The sequence below is a fragment of the Streptomyces sp. NPDC093795 genome, assembly GCF_044764665.1.
Classification (GTDB): domain Bacteria; phylum Actinomycetota; class Actinomycetes; order Streptomycetales; family Streptomycetaceae; genus Streptomyces.
This window is the reverse complement of record NZ_JBIWIO010000004.1, coordinates 442644-462628: the sequence shown is the minus strand read 5'-3', so window position 1 is coordinate 462628 and position 19985 is coordinate 442644. Positions and strand designations below refer to the sequence as shown.

At 73.8% G+C, this 19985-nt stretch carries 18 protein-coding genes and 2 pseudogenes; 11 read left to right on the top strand and 9 right to left on the bottom strand.

Features of this window, described 5'->3' with window-relative positions; all coding sequences use genetic code 11:
• Positions 1 to 77 precede the first annotated feature (77 nt).
• Complete coding sequence (locus ACIRB7_RS14260; RefSeq protein WP_403597202.1) at positions 78 to 1469, top strand: wax ester/triacylglycerol synthase family O-acyltransferase; 1392 nt, start codon at positions 78 to 80, stop codon at positions 1467 to 1469.
• A 24-nt stretch (positions 1470 to 1493) separates the two neighbouring features.
• Here the strand turns inward: ACIRB7_RS14260 and ACIRB7_RS14255 are convergent.
• Both ACIRB7_RS14255 and ACIRB7_RS14250 read right to left on the bottom strand, forming a co-directional pair.
• Positions 1494 to 1715 (bottom strand): annotated as a pseudogene (locus tag ACIRB7_RS14255) (alpha/beta hydrolase); the annotation flags it as partial.
• Between the two features lie 314 nt (positions 1716 to 2029).
• Positions 2030 to 2209 (bottom strand): annotated as a pseudogene (locus ACIRB7_RS14250) (histidine kinase dimerization/phospho-acceptor domain-containing protein); the annotation flags it as partial.
• A 629-nt stretch (positions 2210 to 2838) separates the two neighbouring features.
• Here ACIRB7_RS14250 and ACIRB7_RS14245 point away from each other — a divergent pair.
• From ACIRB7_RS14245 to ACIRB7_RS14225, 5 genes are all read left to right on the top strand, one after another.
• On the top strand, positions 2839 to 3711 hold the full coding sequence (locus tag ACIRB7_RS14245; protein ID WP_403597199.1) for an Fpg/Nei family DNA glycosylase: 873 nt from the start codon (positions 2839 to 2841) through the stop codon (positions 3709 to 3711).
• A gap of 20 nt (positions 3712 to 3731) precedes the next feature.
• Entirely contained in the window at positions 3732 to 4511 is a 780-nt protein-coding gene (locus ACIRB7_RS14240) for a LytR/AlgR family response regulator transcription factor (protein WP_403597196.1), read from the top strand.
• A 147-nt stretch (positions 4512 to 4658) separates the two neighbouring features.
• Positions 4659 to 5072: a hypothetical protein gene (locus ACIRB7_RS14235; protein WP_403597700.1), complete on the top strand. Its 414-nt coding sequence runs from the start codon at positions 4659 to 4661 to the stop codon at positions 5070 to 5072.
• 37 nt (positions 5073 to 5109) lie between these two features.
• Positions 5110 to 6843 carry a cation acetate symporter gene (locus tag ACIRB7_RS14230; RefSeq protein WP_403597194.1) on the top strand — a complete coding sequence of 578 codons (1734 nt, stop codon included), beginning with the start codon at positions 5110 to 5112 and terminating at the stop codon, positions 6841 to 6843.
• Positions 6844 to 7047: 204 nt separating this feature from the next.
• Positions 7048 to 8256, top strand: a complete 1209-nt coding sequence (locus ACIRB7_RS14225; RefSeq protein ID WP_403597191.1) for a histidine kinase — start codon at positions 7048 to 7050, stop codon at positions 8254 to 8256.
• A 17-nt stretch (positions 8257 to 8273) separates the two neighbouring features.
• Here the strand turns inward: ACIRB7_RS14225 and ACIRB7_RS14220 are convergent, their stop codons facing one another.
• From ACIRB7_RS14220 to ACIRB7_RS14210, 3 genes are all read right to left on the bottom strand, one after another.
• The gene (locus ACIRB7_RS14220) at positions 8274 to 8780 is read right to left on the bottom strand and encodes a hypothetical protein (RefSeq protein ID WP_403597188.1); all 507 of its coding nucleotides are present in this window, start codon (positions 8778 to 8780) and stop codon (positions 8274 to 8276) included.
• Positions 8781 to 9012: 232 nt separating this feature from the next.
• Positions 9013 to 9444 (bottom strand): PaaI family thioesterase, encoded by a 432-nt coding sequence (locus ACIRB7_RS14215; RefSeq protein ID WP_403597185.1) that lies wholly within the window; start codon positions 9442 to 9444, stop codon positions 9013 to 9015.
• 4 nt (positions 9445 to 9448) lie between these two features.
• Positions 9449 to 10009 carry a sigma-70 family RNA polymerase sigma factor gene (locus tag ACIRB7_RS14210; protein ID WP_403597182.1) on the bottom strand — a complete coding sequence of 187 codons (561 nt, stop codon included), beginning with the start codon at positions 10007 to 10009 and terminating at the stop codon, positions 9449 to 9451.
• A 270-nt stretch (positions 10010 to 10279) separates the two neighbouring features.
• Here ACIRB7_RS14210 and ACIRB7_RS14205 point away from each other — a divergent pair, with 270 nt between their 5' ends.
• On the top strand, positions 10280 to 11497 hold the full coding sequence (locus ACIRB7_RS14205) for a CapA family protein (protein ID WP_403597179.1): 1218 nt from the start codon (positions 10280 to 10282) through the stop codon (positions 11495 to 11497).
• Positions 11498 to 11564: 67 nt separating this feature from the next.
• Positions 11565 to 12491, top strand: a complete 927-nt coding sequence (locus ACIRB7_RS14200; RefSeq protein ID WP_403597697.1) for a polysaccharide deacetylase family protein — start codon at positions 11565 to 11567, stop codon at positions 12489 to 12491.
• A 63-nt stretch (positions 12492 to 12554) separates the two neighbouring features.
• On the opposite strand, the gene ACIRB7_RS14195 is transcribed toward ACIRB7_RS14200, so the two are convergent.
• Positions 12555 to 13217: a class F sortase gene (locus ACIRB7_RS14195; protein WP_403597177.1), complete on the bottom strand. Its 663-nt coding sequence runs from the start codon at positions 13215 to 13217 to the stop codon at positions 12555 to 12557.
• A gap of 425 nt (positions 13218 to 13642) precedes the next feature.
• Here ACIRB7_RS14195 and ACIRB7_RS14190 point away from each other — a divergent pair, with 425 nt between their 5' ends.
• On the top strand, positions 13643 to 14128 hold the full coding sequence (locus ACIRB7_RS14190) for a hypothetical protein (RefSeq protein ID WP_351213893.1): 486 nt from the start codon (positions 13643 to 13645) through the stop codon (positions 14126 to 14128).
• 127 nt (positions 14129 to 14255) lie between these two features.
• Here the strand turns inward: ACIRB7_RS14190 and ACIRB7_RS14185 are convergent, their stop codons facing one another.
• The 3 genes from ACIRB7_RS14185 to ACIRB7_RS14175 all read right to left on the bottom strand — a co-directional run bounded on the left by ACIRB7_RS14185 (position 14256) and on the right by ACIRB7_RS14175 (position 16349).
• On the bottom strand, positions 14256 to 14810 hold the full coding sequence (locus ACIRB7_RS14185; protein WP_351213891.1) for a hypothetical protein: 555 nt from the start codon (positions 14808 to 14810) through the stop codon (positions 14256 to 14258).
• 168 nt (positions 14811 to 14978) lie between these two features.
• Entirely contained in the window at positions 14979 to 15743 is a 765-nt protein-coding gene (locus ACIRB7_RS14180; RefSeq protein WP_403597173.1) for a hypothetical protein, read from the bottom strand.
• Between the two features lie 18 nt (positions 15744 to 15761).
• Positions 15762 to 16349, bottom strand: coding sequence for a hypothetical protein (locus tag ACIRB7_RS14175; RefSeq protein ID WP_403597170.1), 588 nt, complete (start codon positions 16347 to 16349; stop codon positions 15762 to 15764).
• Between the two features lie 540 nt (positions 16350 to 16889).
• Between ACIRB7_RS14175 and ACIRB7_RS14170 the strand changes: the two genes are divergently transcribed.
• Both ACIRB7_RS14170 and ACIRB7_RS14165 read left to right on the top strand, forming a co-directional pair.
• Positions 16890 to 17702: an SAM-dependent methyltransferase gene (locus tag ACIRB7_RS14170; RefSeq protein ID WP_403597167.1), complete on the top strand. Its 813-nt coding sequence runs from the start codon at positions 16890 to 16892 to the stop codon at positions 17700 to 17702.
• Positions 17699 to 19912 (top strand): putative bifunctional diguanylate cyclase/phosphodiesterase, encoded by a 2214-nt coding sequence (locus ACIRB7_RS14165; RefSeq protein WP_403597164.1) that lies wholly within the window; start codon positions 17699 to 17701, stop codon positions 19910 to 19912. The genes ACIRB7_RS14170 and ACIRB7_RS14165 overlap by 4 nt, the downstream gene beginning before the upstream one ends.
• Positions 19913 to 19985: the final 73 nt, after the last annotated feature.

Genomic DNA, 19985 nt, shown 5'->3' with positions numbered 1-19985 from the left:
GATCGTACTTGACCGTAACTGTCGGTACGCGATTGACTTCGCTCTCCCGCCTCTCCGCGCAGGACATGAGGACACCCGTGAGCAGCGAGCTACTGGCACCGCTTGACCTGGCCTTCTGGCACCTGGAATCCACCGCCCACCCCCTGCACCTCGGGGCCCTCGCCCACTTCGGCCCCGTGCCCCCGGAAGCCGGCCGCACCGTCCCAGGGCCTTCGGACGGGAGCCCCGGCCGGGAGCCCCTGGACGTCCTGGACCTCCTCGCCCGCCGCGCCGCCGCGATCCCCCGGCTCCGCATGCGCGTCCGCGACGTCCTGATCCCCGTCGGCGGCGCCGCCTGGAGCGCCGACCCCGACTTCGACGTCCGCCACCACGTCCACGAGCTCACCGTCCCCGGCGCCGACTTCCCCGCCGAGACCGCCCGGCTCGCCGCCGAACTCATGGAACGCCCCGTCGCCCGCGGCCTGCCGCCGTGGGAGATGTACCTGCTCAGCGGCGCCCCCGACGGCTCCTTCGCCGTCCTCGTCAAACTCCACCACGCCCTCGCCGACGGCATGCGGGCCGTCGCCATCGGCGCCGGGATCTTCGACGAGATCGCCGCGGGCGGCCGCCCCGCGCGCCGCCCCCGTCCCGTACCGCCGCGCTCCTGGCTCCCCGGCCCCGGACGGCTCCTCGGCATGGCCAGGGACCGGCTCGGCGACCTCGGCCGGGCCGTCGAGGTCGGCGCCTCGGTCGTCGGCTCCTCCGTCGTCCGCGCCGGCCTCCTCGACGGCCGTCCCACGGCCGCGCTCGCCGCCGAGTCCAGCGGGACCCGCCGCGTCGCCACCGTGACCCTGGCCCTCGACCGCGTCCACCGGGTCCGCCGCGGCACGGGCGGCACCGCCAACGACGTCCTCCTCGCCGTCGTCGCCGGAGCCCTCCGCCGCTGGTTCGACGGACGCGACCTGCCCCTACCCGAAGCCGACCCCCGGGCCCTCGTCCCCGTCTCCCGGCGCCGCCCCGGAGCCCCGCCCGGACCCGGCAACAGCCTCTCCGGCTACCTCGTCGACCTGCCCGTCACCGAAGCCGACCCGGCCGCCCGACTCGCCGCCGTCCGCCGCGCCATGGACCGCAACAAGGCCGCCGGACCCTTCAGGGGCGCCGGCGCCGTCGCCCTCCTCGCCGACCAGCTGCACCCGCTCGCCCACCGCTTCGGCGCGCCCCTCGCCTCAGGGGCCGCCCGACTCCTCTTCGACGTCCTGGTGACCCAGGTGCCGCTGCCCCGCTCGGCGCTCTCGCTCGGCGGCGCCCCGCTGCGGGCCCTCTTCCCCATGGCCCCGCTCGCCCGCGGCCAGTCCCTCGCCGTCGCCATGTCCCCGTACGGCGGCCAGGTCCACATCGGCCTCGTCGCCGACGGCGAGGCCGTCCCCGACCTCGACGCCCTCGCCGCCGCGCTCACGGCCGAACTCGACCTCCTGGACCCGCCGGTCTAGGGCTCTGCCGGTCACGCTCGCCCGTCAGGCCGTGCAGGTGGTGCCGGGACGCACCTTCGTGAGGGCGATCAGATACTCCTCGACCTTCTCGTCGACGCAGGCGTTGCGGCCGTAGCCGGTGTGGCCGGGGGAGTCGAAGGACAGCAGCATGCCGCCGGGGAACTGACGGGCCAGACCGACCGCCTCCCCGTACGGCGTCGCCGGGTCGCCCGCCGTGCCCACGACGAGGACCGGCGGGACACCGGGGGTAGCGCGCCGTCCCGGGTCACCGTGATCCGTACGTCCGCAGGGACGCCCGGGGCATGGCCGTGCGCGAGCGCGTTGCCCAGCAGGTTGCCGACGGCCCGGCGCACCAGGTCGGGGTCGGCGACCACGACCGTGTCCTCGGCCTCGACCCGGACGCGATGGCCCTCCGCGGGAGCGGCCTCGTCGGCCTCGTGGACGACGGCCTCCACCAACTGGTCCAGACGCAGCGGCTGGCGCGCCACCGTGGCCGTACCGGACATGAGCCTGGCCCGGGTGAGCAGCCCGTCGACGAGCCGGCCCATGCCCTCCGCCAGACGCAGGGTGCGCCGGTGCACGTCCGTGCTGTCCGTCTCGCCGCGCAGGGCCGTCTCCGCGAGCGTCCGGAGCGAGGCGGCCGGGGTGCGCAGATCGTGCGCCGCGTCCGCGAGAAACGCCTCCTGCTGGCCGAACGCGGTGAGCGCGGGCCGGACCGCCCGTCCCGAAAAACAGGACATGCCCGACGGCGGCGGACAGCAGCACGAGCACCGCGCAGCCGACCGTCACCACCCACACGAGCCGCCGGTGGTCGTCCCGCTGGGCCGTCGCGTCGGCCATGGTCACCAGGACGCCCTGCGGCCCGTCGTCCTCGGCGGCCTCCGGCGGGTAGAACGGCAGCGCGAACACCCGCACCGCCTCACCGGCCGTCGTGCGCCGGTCGAAGCCCCGGGCCTCCTCGGTCCGCGCCGCCGCGCGCCCGGCCTCCAGGACGACGTCGGGGCTCACCGTCAGGCACGGCGCGGCCGGTGCGTGCTGGACGGTCAGGCCGCCCGGCTCGCCAGGGCCGGTGCTGGTCACGAGCAGCACGGTCAGCGGCGGGCAGCCGGTGTTCACCGTGTCCGCCAGGACGTCGGTGGCCAGCCGCCCGTTCTCGTCGGTCTCCAGGAGACCGAGGGCCCAACCGGCGTCCACGCCCATCGAGTGGTCGAGCTTCCGGAGAACGCCGACCGGGGCCATGCCCGCGACGCCCGGCGCGCGTCCCCGCCGACCGGGCCCCCCCCCCGCGACGCCCGGCGCGCGACCCCGCCTCCCGGCCCCCCACGACGCCCGGCGCGCGACCCCACCGGCCGTGCGGCAGGCTGGAGCCATGCCCGAACTCCCCGAGGTGGAAGCGCTGCGCGGCTTCCTCGACACCCACCTGGTGGGCAAGGAGATCGCCCGCGTGCTGCCCGTCGCGATCAGCGTCCTCAAGACGTACGCTCCTCCCCTCGGCGCCGTCGAGGGTGCCGAGGTCACCGCGATCGGACGGCACGGGAAGTTCCTCGACCTCACCACCGAGGGCCCGGCGGGCGAACTCCACCTCCTCTTCCACCTGGCCCGCGCGGGCTGGCTCCGCTGGCAGGACCCGCTGCCCTCGGGGCCGCCCAAGCCCGGCAAGGGCCCGCTGGCCCTGCGGACCGCGCTCACCGGCGGCGACGGCTTCGACCTCACCGAGGCCGGCACGACCAAACGGCTCGCCGTCCACCTGGTCCACGACCCCCAGCAGGTGCCGGGCGTCGCACGGCTCGGCCCGGATCCGCTCGCCGACGACTTCGGTCAGGAGGAGTTCGCCGCGCTGCTCGCCGGCGAACGCCGCCAGATCAAGGGCGCCCTGCGTGACCAGAGCCTCATCGCGGGCATCGGCAACGCGTACAGCGACGAGATCCTCCACGCCGCGAAGATGTCCCCCTTCAAACCCGTCCAGAACCTCGGACCTGAGGAGACGGCCTCCCTGTACACGGCGATGCGGACCACGCTCCTCGAGGCCGTCGAACGCTCCCACGGCCTCGCCGCCGGCAAGCTCAAGGCCGAGAAGAAGAGCGGTCTGCGCGTCCACGGCCGCACGGGCGAGCCCTGCCCGGTGTGCGGGGACACCATCCGCGAGGTCTCCTTCAGCGACTCCTCCCTCCAGTACTGCCCGACGTGCCAGACCGGCGGCAAGCCGCTCGCCGACCGCCGCCTGTCGAAGTTCCTCAAATAGCGGGAGTTACACTCCGCCGCATGCTGCGCGTACTGGCCGTCGACGACGAGGAACCCGCCCTCGGGGAACTGCTCTACCTGCTGCGCGCCGACCCCCGCGTGCGGAGCGCCGAAGGAGCGGGCGACGCCACCGCCGCCCTCCGGAGGATCGGCCGCGCCCTGGAGACCGGGCCCGACGGCGACGACGCCGTCGACGTCGTCTTCCTCGACATCCACATGCCCGGCCTCACCGGGCTCGACGTGGCCCGGCTGCTCGCCGGCTTCGCCCGGCCGCCGCTCGTCGTCTTCGTCACCGCCCATGAGGGTTTCGCGTTGCAGGCCTTCGACCTGAAGGCCGTCGACTACGCCCTCAAGCCCGTCCGCCGCGAGCGGCTCGCCGAGGCCGTCCGCCGGGTCCACGACCTGGTGCACGCCACCGTCGCACCCGCCACCCCCGTCTCCCAGGCCGCGCCCGCCGCCTCCGCCGTGCCCGAGCAGATCCCCGTCGAACTGGGCGGGATCACCCGCTTCGTCTCCGTCGACGACATCGCGTACGTCGAGGCGCACGGCGACTACGCCCGCCTCCACACCGACCACGGCAGCCACCTCGTCCGTATCCCGATCTCCACCCTCGAGGAACGCTGGGCGGCCCGGGGATTCGTCCGTATCCACCGCAGCCATCTGGTGGCCCTCGCCCGGATCGACGAGCTCCGGCTCGACGGCGGCGCCACCTCCGTGCGGGTCGGCGACACCGACCTGGCGGTCAGCCGTCGGCACGCCCGCGACCTGCGGGACCTGCTGATGAGGCGAGCCGGAGGCTGAGCCTCCGTACACCTGTCGCGGTCGGAGAGCGCTGCGTAGACTCCACGCGTCCCGGGCCCACCGCCCGGACAAGCTGTCGGAAGTCGTCGAGAGAGGCCGGAGGGGATCCCGATGCCTGAGCGGACCCCGATGCCGGAGCGGCCCCCGATGTCCGAGCACCGACCTCCCCCGGCCTCCGGCCGGGGGGACTCCCAGCGCAGACCTCGCCGCGAGACCGTCACGTACGCCTCCGCCCACGGCGCCGGGGCCGTCCCCGGCCCCGCGAGGCGGCGGCCCGTCCATCCCCCGGCCCGCTCCGAGATCGACGAACAGACCACCCTCGGCTACACCTACGTCCGCTCCCTGATGCGCAGCCAGCTGCGCGCCGCCCTCACCGCCCTCGGGGCCCTCGCCCTGCTCGTCGGCTCGCTGCCGCTGCTGCTCGCGCTGCCCGCGCCCGAGGCCTTCGTCTGGGTCGCCCTCGGCGTCGGGGTGTACCCCGTCGTCTGGGGGATCGCCCACTGGTACGTGCGGCGCGCCGAACGCAACGAGCGCGACTTCACCGGCCTCGTCGAACGGTGAAGCCAGTGAGCACTCCGGGAATGGCGCAGCACCCCGCGTGAACCAGACCTACGCCGTCGCGGCCGTCACCGCCGTCGTCCTCGCCACCGTCCTCATCGGCGCCCTCGGCCTGCGGATCTCCCGCACCACCTCCGACTTCTACGTCGCCTCGCGCACCGTACGGCCGGGCCTCAACGCCGCCGCGATCAGCGGCGAGTACCTCTCCGCCGCCTCCTTCCTCGGCATCGCGGGCCTCGTCCTCGTCCAGGGCCCCGCCATGCTCTGGTACCCCGTCGGCTACACCGCCGGATACCTCGTCCTGCTCGTCCTCGTCGCCGCCCCGCTCCGCCGCTCGGGGGCGTACACCCTGTCCGACTTCGCCGAGGCCCGTCTCGAATCACCCCAGGCCCGCCGGCTCGCCAGCCTCTTCGTCGTCGGTATCGGCTGGCTCTACCTGCTGCCGCAGCTCCAAGGCGCCGGACTCACCCTGGAGATCCTCACCGGAGCCCCCGACTGGGTCGGCGGGCTGCTCGTCGCGCTCGTCGTCACGGGGGCGGTCGCCGCGGGCGGGATGCGCAGCATCACCTTCGTCCAGGCCTTCCAGTACTGGCTGAAGCTCACCGCCCTCCTCGTGCCCGTCCTCTTCCTGCTCGCCGCCTGGTACGGCGACGGGGCGCCCAGGGCCCGCTTCGACGCCCCCGCCGTCCTCCGGGACCACACCGTCGTCACGGTCGCCGACACGGTACGCATCGACCTCGACGCCCCGCTCACCCTCACCGTCACAGGACGCGTCGACTCCGTCCCGTACGAGCAGCGGACCGTGACCCTCACCGCCGGCACCCACCACGTCCTCGGCGGCACCACCCTCGCCTTCCCGCCGGGCGCGCCCCTGCCGGAGAGGGTCGCGAGCGGCAGCGACCCCCTCGGCTGGTCGCAGCCCCTGGCCGGCGGACGCGACGGGCACCAGCTGTACGCCACGTACGGACTGATCCTCGCGACCTTCCTCGGCACCATGGGCCTTCCGCACGTCGCCGTCCGCTTCTACACCAGCCCCCACGGCCGGGCCGCCCGCCGCACCACCCTCGTCGTCCTCGGTCTCGTCGGCGCCTTCTACCTGCTGCCGCCGCTGTACGGGGCACTCGGCCGGATCTACGCCCCCGAACTCGCCCTCACCGGCTCCGCCGACGCCGCCCTGCTCGTCCTGCCCGACCGGATCCTCGGCGGTCTCCTCGGCGACCTCCTCGGGGCGCTCCTGGCGGGCGGCGCCTTCGCGGCCTTCCTCTCCACCGCCTCCGGTCTCACCATGTCCGTCGCAGGGGTCCTCACCCAGGACGTGCTGCCCTCCCGAGGCGTACGGCACTTCCGCCTCGCGACCCTGCTCGCCACCGCCGTCCCGCTGGCCGTCGGGGTGGTCGCGTCGAAGGTGCCGGTCGCCGACGCGGTCGGCCTCGCCTTCGCCGTCTCCGCCTCCTCCTTCTGCCCCCTGCTCGTCCTCGGCATCTGGTGGCGGCGGCTCACCCCGCCCGGTGCCATGGCCGGGCTGCTGCTCGGCGGCGGCTCCGCCCTCGCGGCCGTGATGGCGACCCGCGCCGGACTCGCCCCCGAGGGCTGGCCGCACACCCTGATGGCCTGGCCGGCCGTCTGGTCGGTGCCGCTCGGCTTCCTCAGCATGATCCTCGTCTCGCTCGCGACACCCCGCCGGGTGCCGCCCGGGACCCCGGCGATCCTGGCGCGGCTCCACCTGCCGGAGGAGTTCACCGGCACCGTCCCCGGCCAGGAGGCCCGCCGATGAGCGCCACCGATCCCGCTCGGGAGGCTCGCCGATGACCGTCACCGTTGCCGTCGGGAGGCCCGCCGATGAGCGCCACCGATCCCGTTCGGGAGGCTCGCCGATGACCGTCACCGTTGCCGTCGGGAGGCCCGCCGATGAGCGTCACCGATCCCGTTCGGGAGGCTCGCCGATGACCGTCACCGTCCCCGTCCCGAAGGCACCCCGATGACCGGTTTCGCCCTCGCCGCCGCGGCCGCCGCTGGAGCTGTCCTGCTCGCCGCGGGCTTCGTCCTCGGGCGGTTCACCGCCCGGCGCGGCGGCCGCGCCGCCGACCCCGATCTGGGCACGCCCGTCGAGCGGGCCACCTTCCACACCCTGCACACCGCCTCGCTCGCCGCCCCGCCGCTGCGCGCCGGACTCACCGAGGAGACCGCCCGCAAGGCGGCGGGCACCCTCCGCTCGCTGCTCGGCACGGAGGCGCTCTGCCTCACCGACCGCGGCGCCGTCCTCGCCTGGGACGGCCCGGGCGAGGACCACCACCGCGCCCACGTCCCGGAACAGGCCGCCGAGACCCTGGAGTCCGGCCGCAGCCGGTCCGTGCACACCGGCTGCGCCGACCCTGCCTGCCCGCTGCGCTGGGCGGTGATCGCCCCGCTCACCGGGGAGGACGGGGTGCTCGGCGCGCTCGTCGCCTACGGCTCGCGGGAGTCGGCCGTCCTGGTGCGGGCGGCGACCGAGGTGGCCCGCTGGGCCTCCGTCCAGCTGGAGCTGGCCGAACTCGACCGCTCACGGACCCGGATCGTGGAGGCCGAGATCCGCGCGCTGCGCGCCCAGATCTCCCCGCACTTCATCTTCAACTCCCTCGCGGCCATCGCCTCGTTCGTCCGCACCGATCCCGAGCGCGCCAGGGAACTCCTCCTCGAGTTCGCCGACTTCACCCGTTACTCCTTCCGCAAGCACGGCGAGTTCGCCCAGCTGGCCGACGAACTGCGGTCCATCGAGCAGTACTTGGCCCTCGCCGGGGCGCGCTTCGGGAACCGGCTCAAGGTCACGCTGCAGATCGCCCCGGAGGTGCTGCCGGTGACCCTGCCGTTCCTCTGTCTCCAGCCGCTGGTCGAGAACGCGGTGAAGCACGGCCTCCAGGACCGGGAGCGGGGCTGCCGGGTCACCATCGCCGCCCGGGACGCGGGCGCGGAGGCCGTGGTGACCGTAGAGGACGACGGCATCGGCATGGACCCGGAGCTGCTGCGCGCGGTCCTGCGCGGAGAGCACCCGGCCGGCTCCGGCATCGGTCTCTCGAACGTGGACGAGCGGCTGCGCCAGGTGTACGGGACGGAGTACGGGCTCGTCATCGAGACCGGCGTCGGCGCCGGGATGAAGGTGACGGTACGCATCCCCAAGTACCGCCCGGGGGTGCACCGTTCGGCACTCTGACCGGGTTCCGCCCCCGATCAGTGCAGGTGCAGCGAGAGGTGGGCCAGCGGCAGGCCCAGCTTCCAGGCGGGCAGCCAGATCTGAGCGTCCTCGTCGACCGGGTGCTCCCCGGGGTCGCCGCCGGTCCGGCCGTCGAGGTCGGCGGCGCGCACCCAGGTGTCCCGCAGCCGCCGCCAGGCGGACTCCGCGAGCGCCAGGTCGGGGCCGTCGCCGCCGCCCGCGCGCCGCGCGGCGAGCCGCTCCTCGACCCAGGGCGGCCACGGCCGGTCGTACGCCGTGTGGCGCAGCCATTCGTCGATCCGGCCGGCGCCCCACGCGCCCGCCGGTCCGTCCGGCTCCTCCGAGAGGTGGACGGTGAGGGCGAGCGCCTGGAGGCCCGCCCGGTACTCCAGTGAGCCGGGGGCCACGAGTGCGGCGGCCCTCAGCACCTCGTCGGCCAGGTACTCGGCGCACAGCCAGGCCATCGGGACGGCGAGGCCGCCGCCACTCGTGCCACCGGCGCCGTTCGTGCTCTCGGGCAGCAACGCTCCCACCTTCTCCCGGACATGGGGGACCCGGATGTGCGGGGCCCGGGGAGAGCTTCCTCCGCGAAGGGCGCCCGCGGGTCCCGCTTTGCTCAACTCGCCCGTGTGGTTTCGGATACGTTTTCCGGCCGGATCGGTACCGGTGGGATTTCCGATGCCTCGGGAGGCGTACGGGACGGGAGAGGTGTCGCGGGGCGGGCGAGAAGGGGGGACGGCCGGGGGCGGGGGCGGCTCAGCCGAGGAGCGCGTACACCGCCGTCGCGTGGGCCGCTGTCTCCTCCGTGCCCTCGGCCGTCATGGTGATGTCGGCGAAGGCCATCCGCTTCCCCGCCTTGGTGAGCCGGGCCCGCACCAGGACGTCGGAGCCGACGACCGCCCGCTGGAAGCTGATGGACTGCTGGACGGTGGTCATCGGCACGAACCCGCCCCGGGCCGCGGCGACCGCGATCACCGTCGCCGTGTCGGCCGCGGCCATCAGGGCCTGGCCGGAGAGCCCGCCGCCCTCCCGGGCGAGCCGGTCCGACCACGGGAGCCGGAGGACGGCCCCGTCGGTGCCGCCGGTTCCGTCGGAGGTCACGGATTCGACGGTGAGTCCCAGATCGAGCACCCAGGGGGCGAAGTTGTCGGCGAGGATCTGTTCGGCGGCGGCGAGTGTCAGTGTCACGGCGTCATTGTGAGGCCCCGGCGCGGGGCCGGGCAACGGCCGTGCGGTGGTGGGGCCGGTAGCCGGGCAGCGACCGGCCGAGCTGCCGGAGCGCGTAGTGGGAGCGGGACTTGACGGTCCCGGCGGGGATGCCGAGGTCCACGGCGGCCTCGTTGACGGTGAGTCCGTGGAAGTAGAGCCGGACGAGCACCGCGCGGTGCTCGGGGCTCAACCCGCGCACGGCCGCCCGTACGTCGAGCGCGGCCTCGGCCGACGCGGTGGCGTCGGCGGGGTCCGGCGTCACCGCGAGGACGCCGTCGCCGATCTCGGCGGGCCGGGCGAGGCGTGAGCGCCGGGCGTCGATGGCGAGGCGACGGGCCACGGTGAAGAGCCAGGGGCGCATCGACTCGTAGGGGCCGTCGAAGGCCTCGGGGTGGAGCCAGGCCCGTACCAGGGTCTCCTGGGCGAGGTCCTCGGCCCGCTGGCGGTCCCCGTAGGTGAGGCCGAGCAGGAAGGAGAGCAGCGCGGGTCCGTGGTCCCGCTGGAGCTCCTCAAGGGTTCGTTCGTCGGTGGTCGCCGTCGTCATGCTGCCCGCCTCTCCCGCGGCTCGTCGTCCGGGGCGTATACGAACGCATCCGGGCGACGAGGGACAGAGAACGGACACCGGTGTGCGACGAACGGTCGCACCGAGCGGTGAATGGCACGGCGAACGGTCGGACGGCGATCGACCGGAGGCGCTGCGTCCGTTTCAGCGGGGTTCCTGCCCTGATGCGGCCTTGACCCTTGACTGCGGCTTTCCCGCGAGATCAATTCGTCAGAACAGCTGTTCATCTGACGAATTGGGTGGAGTGCCGTCATGACCTCACGCACCAGGCCCGCGGGGGTGGTGGCGCTCGCCGCCGCCCTGCTCGCGGCGGCGACCGGCTGCACCGACGGGAGCGGCCCGGCCGACGGCGCCGCCACCCCCGAGGCGACGGCCGGACGACCGGGGAACGTACGGCCCGCCGTCCCCTCCGCCGCACCCGGTGGTGCCTCCGCACCCGCCGGATTCACCCTCGTCGCCTCCGGTGACGTCCTCCCGCACGCCTCGATCATCCGCCGCGCGGCCCAGGACGCGGGCGGCGCCGGCTACGACTTCGCGCCCATGCTCTCCGGGGTGAAGTCCGTCGTCTCCAAGGCCGACCTCGCCATCTGCCACATGGAGACGGTGTACGGGAAGGACGGCGGCCCCTACACCGGGTACCCCGCCTTCAAGTCGCCGCCCGAGGTCGCCACCGCGCTCGCGGCCACCGGGTACGACTCCTGCTCCACCGCCTCCAACCACACCCTCGACGACGGCGCGGCGGGCCTCGGCCGCACCCTCGACGCCCTCGACAAGGCGGGCGTCCGGCACGCCGGATCGGCCCGTACCGCCGAGGAGGCGTCCCGGCCCACCCTGCTGAAGGCGGGCGGTGCCACCGTCGCCCAGTTGGCCTACACCTACGACACCAACGGCTACCCCCTGCCCGAGGGGCAGCCCTGGGCGGTCAACCTGCTCGACGAGCGGAAGGTGATCGCCGACGCCCGCGCCGCCCGCGCGGCCGGCGCCGACGTGGTCGTGGTCAGCGTCCATTGGGGCACCGAGTGGCAGACCGAACCCGACCAGCGGCAGCTCTCCCTCGGCCGCGCGCTCACCGCCTCCCGGACCGGCGGCCGCCCCGACATCGATCTCGTCATCGGCACACACGCACACGTCCCGCAGGCGTACGAGAAGGTCAACGGCACCTGGATCGTCTACGGGATGGGCGACCAGATCGCCGGTGACATGATCAACCACCAGGGCGCCTACGACCCCCGGGGCAACCAGGGCAGCATCGGCCGCTTCACCTTCGCGCCGCCCAGGACCCCCGGCGGACGCTGGGAGGTCACCAGGGCCGAGTTCGTCCCGCAGTGGTTCGACACCGGGCGCGGCCGGGTGGTCAACCTCGGCGCCGCGGACGGCTCCGACCCGCACCGCACCGGCGTCCGCGACACGATCCGGCAGGTGGTGCTGAGCCGCGGCGCCGAGCAGGACGGCCTGGTGATGGGGAAGTAACCCGTACGGCCGTGGGCCCGCGCGACGATCGGCTCATCGGGTGTTTTCCGGCGGGCGACCGGTGTCGATGAGCCGCGCGGGCCCTCATCCGTACGAACCATTAGTCATGAAAAAGGATCAGATGCCCAATGGGCGGCGTGCGGTGCTGCGGCTCGCCGCCGCCCTCGGGGCCACCGCCACCGTCGGGGTCCTCGCCGCGGACCGGCTCGCCGCGCCCCAGCGGACCACCCGCGCCGCACCCCCGGCCCCGCACGCGGGCCGGGCGGGCCGGGGAGGCGCCGGAGCGGGACCCGCCGCGGGGCCGCAGGCCCAGGCCGCCCAGCTGCGCCCCAGCGCGTACCGGCTCCAGCCGATGACCGCGTACGCGCCCCCGTCCTTCCGGCGCGCGGTGCCGCCGGTGCGCCAGCGGCCCTTCCTCAGCATGTCCGGGGTCGGCCGCTCGATGGTCCTGAGCTTCGACGACGGCCCGGACCCCCGCTACACCCCCGGCATCCTGCGGACCCTGCGCATGTACGACTGCCGGGCGATGTTCTTCGTCTGCGGCGAGATGGCCGTCGAGAACCCCGATCTGCTGCGGGAGATGGCCGAGGACGGGCACGTCATCGGCAACCACTCCTGGTCCCACCCCCTCATCCCCAAGCTGCGGCCCTCCCGGATCCGCGACGAGCTCGGCTCCACGAGCGAGGTCGTCGAACGGACCCTCGGCACGGCCCCGCTCTGGTACCGCGCGCCCTACGGGGCCTGGAACCGGCACTCCTTCGAGATCGGCGCCGAACTCGGCATGGAGCCGCTCGCCTGGACCGTCGACACCCTGGACTGGAAGGAACCCGGCGCCGACACCATCGTCCGCCGGGTCCTCGACGGCGCCGCCCCCGGCGCGATCGTCCTCTCCCACGACGCCGGTGGCGACCGGGCCCAGAGCGTGGCCGCGCTCCGCCGCTATCTGCCCGAACTCCTCGACGCCGGCTACCACATCACCGTGCCCCGGCGCTGACCGGCACGGCACGGGGAAGGGCCCCGGCACCTCGGGGTGCCGGGGCCCTTCCCCGTGGGCCGGCTAGCGGGAGCCGACCATACGGGCGTACACCACGACGTTCCCGTCGTAGCCACGCGCGCGCGTGTAGCCGCCGCCGCAGGTGATCACCCGCAGCTCGGGCTCGCCGGTGTCGGAGTAGACCTGCACGCCCGGGAAGTCGTCCTTCGCGTACACCTCGACGCCGTAGATCTCGAAGACCGCCACCCGGCCGTCGTACCGCTCGACCTCGATGTGCTGGCCCTTCTCCAGCGACCCCAGGCCGTAGAAGACCGCGGGGCCCTGCGCGTTGTCGACGTGGCCGACGACCACCGCGGTGCCGCGCTGGCCGGGGGAGATGCCGTTCTGGTACCAGCCGGCGAGGTTGGCGTCCTCGGGCGGCGGTGCCGCGACCCAGCCGTTCGGCTCCAGGCCCACGTCCATGATGGGCGCCGCCACCCGGATCGCCGGGATCTTGATCCGGGAGGCCGGGGCGAAGGTCAGCGGCTCAAGTCCCTCACTCGCGCCGGGCGGCGGCGGTACGACGGGACGCGCCACCGGCCGCGCCGCGGCGGCGGGTTGCGGAGGCCCGAGCGCGACGTCCACTCCGTTGCGCATCATCGCGATCCCGGACAGCATGGCGAGGGCCAGGACGCCCCAGGGTTGGCGTCTCCTGCGCTCGAAGACGCGGAAGTCCTTCGGGGGCATGGTTCTCCCTTCGTGGCGTCGTCGAAACGGTAAGGGCGGCCGGCCGAGCCGTCGCCCCGGACGGTGCGAACGGGTGGGGGCCGCCGCCGGACGGGTGCCGGAGCGGGGTGGACCGGGCACCCCCGGGACCCCTCGGGCAGAGGGCGCGACGGAGCGCGCCCGAGCGAGCCCGGGGCGGCGGACGGGCGACAGGCGGGTGACAAGCGGCTGACCCATCCGAGTAATCGTCAGATAAGCACCCCGGTCAGCTCTGACCTGCGGTTCTGTCACGTCCAGGGGGCCGATCCCGGGCGTGTCGCCTCACCGAGGTGGACCAGTGCCGAAATGCACGGTTGGACAGCTTTTGTGATGGTTCGTCATGGAAGGCGTACTCGTCGAAACTCCCGGAGCACCGCTTTGGGGCGTCTTCCACTGGAGGTTCAACCATGCGTGCTGCACGCACTCTGGCGGTGACCGCCACCGCAATCGCTGCGGTCGGGCTCGCGGCTCCCCTCGCCGTCGCCACCAACGGGCCGAGCAATGTCCAGGTCAACCCCTACGACGTCCACGCGGGGTCGACGATCACGATCACCGCCAAGGGCTGCGGTCACGGTGGCACCGTCACGTCCAACGCCTTCCCCACGACCAACCTCTCGGTGAACTCCAACGGGCTCTCCAGCGCCATCGCCCGCGTCCACAACAACGCCACGCCCGGCAGCTACAACCTCGCCGTCAAGTGCAGCGACAACTCCAGGGTGGTCACGCACCCGTTCCGCGTCCTCGCGGGCCGCGGCGCGGCGGGTGGCCTCGGCGGCTCGCTGGCGCCCAGCTCCACCGAGATGGCCGTCGGCGGCAGCCTGGTCGCCGCGGCCGCCCTCGGCGGCGGACTGTTCATCGCCCGCCGTCGCCGTATGACCGGTGCGGGGGTCTGACCGGCCGAACCTCCCGGTCGGCCCGCCACACCCGCCACGCCGTCGCCCCCGAGTCCCTGCCGGGACCCGGGGGCGACGGGCGTCCGGGGACGCCGGGCACCGCTCCGGTCCGGTCCACGACACCCGCTCAGTGGCGACGGGCGGCGGCGCGGCGACGGAACACGTACACGCCACCCGCGGTCGCGGCCAGGACGAGCGCCGCTCCGCCGGCCAGCTCGACCGGTTCGAGCCCGCCCTGCGAGCCGCCGAGACCGCCCTGCACCCCGCGAGGGGGAGTGAGCACGGTGGAGCTGATGGTCGGGGTGGCGGTGGGGATGCCGCTGATCGTCAGATCGACGGTGTCCTGTACTCCGCCGGTGCAGTTGAACGACACCGTGTACACGGCGCCGCGCCGGGCGTCCCAGTCCACGACGGCGGTCGCGGCGGAGTTCGGCGCGATGGTCACGGTGTCGAAGATGCCGGCCGAGGCCGTCGCCGTACTGGCGCAGCCGGGGGCGCTCAGCGTCACCCGGCCGCCGGGGGCGACGAGCGTGGGCGACACGACGAAATCGCCCGGTGCCTTGGCCCGCAGTGCCCGCGGGTCGCTTGCGGGGGCACCGTCCGCCGCGACGGCGGTGGGGGCGGCCAGGGCGAGGGCGGCCGCCCCCAGCAAGGCAGTGGACGCGGCACGTATCGCGCGCATGGTGAATCCTCCGGGTCCCGAGGAGCAGCCGCGGAAGGGGGTTTCCGCAGAAGACCGTGCGTACACCTCGATGTCCGAAACGCTAGAAGCGCACTACCACAACCGCGATCCCAGACGTGCGAATGGGGCACGCGTGTCCCCCGTGTGGCCCCACGCCGACCCCTCGCCTCATGGTGTGAGCTGCGGGAACAGGTCGGTGAACGGCGCGGCGGTGGCCGAGATGCCGCGGCCGAACGGCGCGTCGAAGTCCCAGATGAGGAACAGCAGGAACGCGATCAGGACACTGAAGAGCCCGGCGAGCAGCAGTTCCCGCCCGGTCCTGCGGATCTGCAGCGTGAAGATCAGGCCGACCGTCACCAGGGCTCCGATGATCAGGCCGAACCACACCACCCCCGGCATGGTCGCCCCCGCGCTCTGGCCCCGGGCCCCCCGGGCGTCGTCGGCCACCGCCACCTGGTCCACCAGGGGCTGGTAGGCCTGCCCCTCGAAGTCGTTGGCCGGCTGGTAGTCGGTGACGCTGCGCCGGACCCGGTCCAGGAGCGCGGTGCCCTTCTCGCTCAGGGAGCCCTCCTCGGCCATGTAGGTCCACTCGTCCTGGACCACGTAACTGACGTACGCGTCGACGTCGGCCCGGATACGGGCCCGGACGTCCTCCGGGTACACCTCGACACGGGCCGAGATCTCGTGCATCGCCTGCGCCTCCTGCCGCACCGTCTCCTGGGCGGCCCCGCGGGCCTCCCAGACGCCGGCGATGGCCAGACCGAGGACGATCGCGTAGATCACGCCGATCATCATCGTCATGTACTCGATGACGTCAGGGGTTTCGCTGGGATCGTCGTCATCGGTGATCCGGCGGTTGTTGATGACGACGATCGTGAGGACGACGGCGCACGCGGCGGCCATCGCAAGGGCGAGAACAAGCCATTCAGACATGGATTCCTCCGGCGGGGGTCAGCGGGAGCGGGGGCGCAGGATGGCGGTCGCGAGGACCGCGGGGGCGATGATCACCAGCGTCATGGTGACGACGGACGTGCTGCCCTTCGGCTGGGGCCGCGCGGTGCGGCGGTAGTGGGGCAGCGCGACCGGCCCCGCGGCCGGCGGCCGCGGCCGCACGGTGGGCGGGGGAGCGGGCGCGGGCGGTGGCGGCGTGGACGCCGGAGGGCGCTCCGGCCGCTCCGTGACGGGCGGTACGGGCGACGCCGGCTCGGGGCGCGGCGCCGGCGTGGTGACCGGGGGAGTCGGCGGAGTCGTCGTCCGTACGGGAGGCGGGGGCGGCGCCGGGACCGGCGGGGGCGGCGGCTCGGCCGTCGGCCGGGGCGCGGGTGTGGTGGGCCGCGGTGAGGGTGGCGGTGGTGGGGGCGGGGTGGGCTTGGGCGAGCAGGCGCCCGGCCCGATGACCGCCACCGAGGTGTTCGACCCGTCGGGGCCGGTGGTGGCATAGGCGCAGGAGTCGGCGGCGGCCGGCACGGGTGTGGCGAGCAGCCACACGAGTGCCAGGGCCGCCAGCGGCCGCGCGAGGAGTGATCCGTACAGAGACACACCGTCGAGCTTGATCACTGACGCGCCGCGCCGGGGCGGAATCCGGCGGGATTCGCCGGATGGTGGGCATCCCGAGAGGCGCCGCTTTGACGTTTCGCCACCCGGGAGGCCGATGCGGCGCGTAACCCGGGTGGCGACGCGCGCCGCGCAGCCGGAAGTCGGCCGACTTCCGGCGTTCCGGCCGCCGGAGCGATATCTGTCCGGTTGTCGCCCTGTCGCTGGGGACGATGAAGGGGGCATCCTGCACCGGCGGCGGGCCCCGACGGCGACAACGACCGAGGTACGGGCGGGACCTGAGCGCCCAGCAGAGAGAACCACCGCCGCCCGGAGAGCCGACGCACAGTCAGATGCACGTGAATATGCACGGTCTGAAGGCGTGAACTCTCCGTTCCGAGAGCGCGTGCCGATGGCGTGTGACCAAGAACGGACCGCGAATTTCCGTTTCTACTCGCTCTCCCGGCGGGCGATCAGTAGCCTCACCTCGAACACCGGCCGCGAACACATGGCCGCATCCCCCATGGCGACTTGTTGGAGACATTGATGGAGCGTCCCGCCTGGGCTCCGCCGGGTATCGACATTTCGGTGCCGAGCGTGTCCCGTATGTATGACTTCTATCTGGGCGGCTCGCACAATTTCGAAGTGGACCGGGAAGCGGCGCGCAAGGCCATGGAGTTCATGCCTGGCCTGCCCAAGGTGATGCAGGCGAACCGTGCCTTCATGCGGCGCGCCGTCCGCCACGCCGTTGACAACGACGTCACCCAGTTCCTGGACATCGGCTCCGGCATACCCACCTTCGGCAACGTCCACGAGGTCGCCCGGGCCGCCGACCCCGCCGCCCGTGTCGTCTACGTCGACCACGACCCCGTCGCCGTGGCCCACAGCCGCGCCGTCCTGGAGGGCGACGAGGGCGCCGCGGTCGTCGCCGCCGACCTGCGCAAGCCGGCCGACATCCTGTACAGCCCCGAGGTGACCCGACTCCTCGACCTGGACCGGCCGGTGGCGCTGCTCCTCGTCGCCGTCCTGCACTTCCTGGAGGACGAGGACCGGCCGTACGAGGCCGTCACCGAACTGCTCGGCGCCCTCGCGCCCGGCAGCCTCGTCGTCCTCACCCACGCCTCGTACGAGGGCATCCCGCTCTCCGAGGAACAGGCGGGCGGCACCGTCGGCGTCTACCGGAACATCCGCAGCCCCCTGGTGATGCGGTCGCGCGACGACATCAACCGCTTCTTCGAGGGCACCGAACTGATCGAGCCCGGCCTCGTCCCGATGCCCCACTGGCGACCGGACAGCCCGGTCGAGGAGGAGGATCCCTACGCCTTCTCCGGTTTCGCAGGGGTGGGGCGCAAGGCGTGAAGGTCCCGTCGCAGCCGTCCGGCGCCGTCGCGGAAGCCGACGGCCCGGAGGACAGACTCAGGCGGTTCGTCACCATCTGGAGCCGCGCGATCTTCCCGGTGACCGCCACCTCCCTGACCCGCGCCGAGTTCGAGGGGCACCTGCTGCCGCTGGCCCGCACCCTGTGCGACGCACTGCACGCCCGGCCCTTCGACACGACCCCGGCCCAGCGCGCCGGCGCCGCCCTCGTCGCCGCCCACTGCACCGACCCGGACGCGCTCGGCCGCAGCCTCGGCGTCGTCGACTCGTACCTGGTGCTCTACTGCGGTACGGGGACGGGGACAGGGACGGGTCCGGGTCCGGGCACGGGTACGGGTACGGAGGCGGCCCTGCCGACCGAGGAGCTCCGGGCCCGCTGCGCCCGCCTCCAGCACGCCATGGCCACCGGCTACGCGGGGGCCCTGCGCGAGCGGACCCGCGCCGAGCAGGAGGCCATCGCCCGCTCCGCCCTCGCCGCCCGCAGCGCCGCCGAGATCGCCCTGCACGCCACCGAGAGCCGCTTCCGCGCGGTCTTCGACGGGGCGGCCATAGGGATCGGCATCGCCGACCTCGACGGCAACGTCCTGGAGGTGAACGAGACCCTCACCCGCATGTTCGGCGGCATGGAGGGCCAGGTGCGCAGCCGGAACGTCAGCGAGTGGGTCCACCCCGAGGACGGACCCCACGTCTGGAAGCTGTACGACGAGCTGGTCCGCGGCGACCGGGAGCACTACCGGGTCGAGAAGCCGTACTACCGCGGTGACGGAACGGTTCTGTGGACCAACCTCACCGTCTCCCTCCTCCGGGACGCCGAGGGCGAGCCCCAGTACCAGCTGGCCCTCATGGAGGACACCACCGAGCGGCGCCTGCTCCATCTGCGGCTGCGGTACGAGGCCACCCACGACGCGCTCACGGGGCTGCCCAACCGGACCCTGTTCTTCGAGCGCCTGGAGAAGGCCCTCGCGCCCGGCGACAACGCCCGCTTCGGCCTCTGCTACCTGGACCTCGACGGCTTCAAGGTCATCAACGACAGCCTCGGCCACTCCACCGGCGACCGGCTCCTCGTCGAGGTCGCCGACCGGCTCCAGAGCTGCGTCACCGGCTCCGGCGAGATGGTGGCCCGGCTCGGCGGGGACGAGTTCGTCGCCCTCACCACCGGCGGCGTCGGCGAACGGGACGTCACCGAACTCGCCGACCGCATCCTCACGGCCCTCTCCACCCCGCTCCGCATCGACGGCCGCGAACTGACCGTCCGTGGCAGCCTCGGCGTCGTCGAGGGCCCGTCGGGCGAGCGCACCCCCGCCGAGGTGCTGCGGAGCGCCGACATCACCATGTACCGGGCCAAGTCGGCGGGCGGCAACCGTTTCGAACTCGCCGACCCGGAGGCCGACGCCCGCGCCATCACCCGGCACGGCCTCACCACGGCCCTGCCGACCGCCCTGGAACGCGGCGAGTTCTTCATCGAGTACCAGCCGCTCGTCCACCTCGACGACGGCAGCGTGCACGGCGCCGAAGCGCTCGTACGCTGGTGCCACCCGCAGCACGGAGTACTCGGCCCCGACCGCTTCATACCGCTCGCCGAGGACACCGGCCTCATCGTGCCGCTCGGCCGCTGGGTGCTCCAGGAGGCCGTCCGCCAGGCCCGGTTCTGGCAGACCCGGCACGCCGACGGCGGCCCGCTGCGGATCAACGTCAATCTCTCCCCGACCCAGCTGCACCACCCGCGCCTGGTCGCCGACACCGTCGACGTCCTGGAACGGTCCGGCCTCGACCCGGGCGCACTCTGCCTGGAGGTGACCGAATCGGCGCTCATCGGCGCCGACGAGGACCTGCTCAAGCCGCTGCGGCAGCTCGCCGAGATGGGCGTGGACATAGCCCTCGACGACTTCGGCACCGGCTACTCGAACCTCGCCAACCTGCGCCGGCTGCCCGTGAGCGTCCTCAAGCTCGACCGTTCCTTCACCCGGGGCATGCAGCAGCACCCGGTGGACCCGGTCGACATCAAGATCGTCGAGGGGATCGTCTCCCTGGCCCACAGCCTGGAACTCGCCGTCACCGTCGAGGGCGTGGAGACCGGCACCCAGGCCCGCCAGCTCCGCGACCTCGGCTGCGACACGGCCCAGGGCTGGTACTACGCCCGCCCCGGCGCCCCGGACCGCATCCACTCGCTGCTCCTCGCGGACGCGGTCTGAGATCCGGACCGACGAAACCGGCCTCCCCGCGGGAACGGGGAGGCCGGGAAGAGGTTCGGGGGAGGAAAGCGGA

Bases quoted from the DNA above. Each gene is read 5' to 3' on its own strand.
- ACIRB7_RS14245 (WP_403597199.1), top strand. From the start codon at position 2,839: ATGCCCGAACTCCCCGAGGTGGAAGCGCTGCGCGGCTTCCTCGACACC.
- ACIRB7_RS14205 (WP_403597179.1), top strand. From the start codon at position 10,280: ATGACCTCACGCACCAGGCCCGCGGGGGTGGTGGCGCTCGCCGCCGCC.
- ACIRB7_RS14190 (WP_351213893.1), top strand. From the start codon at position 13,643: ATGCGTGCTGCACGCACTCTGGCGGTGACCGCCACCGCAATCGCTGCG.
- ACIRB7_RS14180 (WP_403597173.1), bottom strand. From the start codon at position 15,743: ATGTCTGAATGGCTTGTTCTCGCCCTTGCGATGGCCGCCGCGTGCGCC.
- ACIRB7_RS14240 (WP_403597196.1), top strand. From the start codon at position 3,732: ATGCTGCGCGTACTGGCCGTCGACGACGAGGAACCCGCCCTCGGGGAA.
- ACIRB7_RS14170 (WP_403597167.1), top strand. From the start codon at position 16,890: ATGGAGCGTCCCGCCTGGGCTCCGCCGGGTATCGACATTTCGGTGCCG.
- ACIRB7_RS14210 (WP_403597182.1), bottom strand. From the start codon at position 10,009: ATGACGACGGCGACCACCGACGAACGAACCCTTGAGGAGCTCCAGCGG.
- ACIRB7_RS14200 (WP_403597697.1), top strand. From the start codon at position 11,565: ATGAGCCGCGCGGGCCCTCATCCGTACGAACCATTAGTCATGAAAAAG.
- ACIRB7_RS14225 (WP_403597191.1), top strand. From the start codon at position 7,048: ATGACCGGTTTCGCCCTCGCCGCCGCGGCCGCCGCTGGAGCTGTCCTG.
- ACIRB7_RS14235 (WP_403597700.1), top strand. From the start codon at position 4,659: ATGTCCGAGCACCGACCTCCCCCGGCCTCCGGCCGGGGGGACTCCCAG.
- ACIRB7_RS14195 (WP_403597177.1), bottom strand. From the start codon at position 13,217: ATGCCCCCGAAGGACTTCCGCGTCTTCGAGCGCAGGAGACGCCAACCC.
- ACIRB7_RS14185 (WP_351213891.1), bottom strand. From the start codon at position 14,810: ATGCGCGCGATACGTGCCGCGTCCACTGCCTTGCTGGGGGCGGCCGCC.